General features: G+C 58.1%; 3 protein-coding genes. 1 reads left to right on the forward strand and 2 read right to left on the reverse strand.

Annotation, left to right across the window (positions count from 1 at the left end; all coding sequences use genetic code 11):
• Nucleotides 1–318: 318 nt before the first annotated feature.
• Complete coding sequence (locus tag NKI58_RS35390; protein WP_352826328.1) at nt 319–582, forward strand: hypothetical protein; 264 nt, start codon at nt 319–321, stop codon at nt 580–582.
• Nucleotides 583–623: 41 nt separating this feature from the next.
• On the opposite strand, the gene NKI58_RS35395 is transcribed toward NKI58_RS35390, so the two are convergent.
• Together NKI58_RS35395 and NKI58_RS35400 are read right to left on the reverse strand one after the other, a co-directional pair.
• Nucleotides 624–842, reverse strand: coding sequence for a hypothetical protein (locus tag NKI58_RS35395; RefSeq protein ID WP_352579351.1), 219 nt, complete (start codon nt 840–842; stop codon nt 624–626).
• A 175-nt stretch (nt 843–1017) separates the two neighbouring features.
• Nucleotides 1018–1359, reverse strand: a 342-nt coding sequence (locus NKI58_RS35400) for a hypothetical protein (protein ID WP_352826330.1), incomplete at its 5' end; no start/stop codon positions are given.

Here is a 1359-nt window from a genome sequence, read left to right on the forward strand (position 1 = left end):
AGCTATGGCGTAGTCGGCTCTGTTGGTTCGATAGTCTTCTTTTTGGACAGTCATCGTTTGCTCCCAGTTTCATAGCCCCTCTTTTGCCCTGGCGGGGAGATTAACTGCCGGTGCATTACGCGAGTCAATCGATGAAACGACCACTCCGCAGTCGTGAGGGCGGGGAGCAACCCGACAATTTTTATCGTTGGAACGGCTTACAGAGTGCAACACAGCCGCCCGTTCGTCGGGCTGCGTTGATCGCGTCCATGTTGCCCTTCAGCTCGCCGATCTCGAGCATGCGCTGAGGGCGGGACGAAGTCTATGTGCCTTGACGGGATGCGGAATATCTTCCTATTTTGCGGGATGCCGCACCCTCGCCGACACGAAGCCGTTTCCGAATATCACCTCGCCAAAATTGAACCACAGGCGTGGCTTCTGACGGTAGAACTCCGCGACGCGCAGTTGTCGCTCAAGCCATTTCATGAGCATTGGGAGGTGATCGACCGGCTGCACGGGGATATAAAGCGGGCGATCAATCTGCTGAACGGCAGGCCGGCCGACTACGAGCGGCCGCACGCGGCGCCGATGTCGGGTAGGTAGAACACCTACAGCGAGGCAAAGGACGGCACCCAAACGCAGCGCTAAGGCCGCACAATATCAGCGAGTTTCAGGCGCATCCTCTGGCCCTCCGCGAAGGCTAGGGCGAAGGATTCCAGCACGAATGCGTAGATGCGTTCTTCGTCTTCCTCGACTACGTGCACCGACCACTCGCCGTGGACTTCTACCACTTCAATTCGGGTTTCCAAAAGGCCGTCATAGCCCTCTGGATTATCACAGGCAGCGCGTTGGGGTCTGGGCACCGCTTTCCTCCCATGTTGCGAACTATGACACAGCGGCCCGCGTTGTTGGGGCTCGGCCGCCGGGCCTAACCGGCGAGAAAATGGTGGACTGGCCGGCTGACGAATAGATGCGCTCAAGTCAATTCGAAGCGAAACATGCGAACGAATGGGCGAGCTTTTTGTGCTTGGATCTACATTAGCCGCATAGCAAATTGGCTGGACGGGCGATGAACGACAAGCCTGCGACGACGTACATCGTTAGCCTTTTCGAGAAGCCGTACTGGCGCACTGTGCTGACCACGAAGGACAAGGCCAAAGCAGAGGCTATGCTAAAGAGATCGGCGAGGGCGCCCGGATCGAGGCGCCTAACCATCTCGCCGCCACGGCTGTACGACAAAGCCCCGCTTCGGCAGGGTTTTTGTTGGTTATGGCAAGCGGTAAAATACGCCGAAAACTGGAGTGCGCCCCTCGGACCGGACAGGGTCAAGCCGCAGTTTTGACCATCTGCCGGGCGTGTTGGTCCTCGAACTGTTGCGGG

Source organism: Mesorhizobium sp. M0522 (assembly GCF_040321085.1).
Taxonomy (GTDB): Bacteria; Pseudomonadota; Alphaproteobacteria; order Rhizobiales; family Rhizobiaceae; genus Mesorhizobium.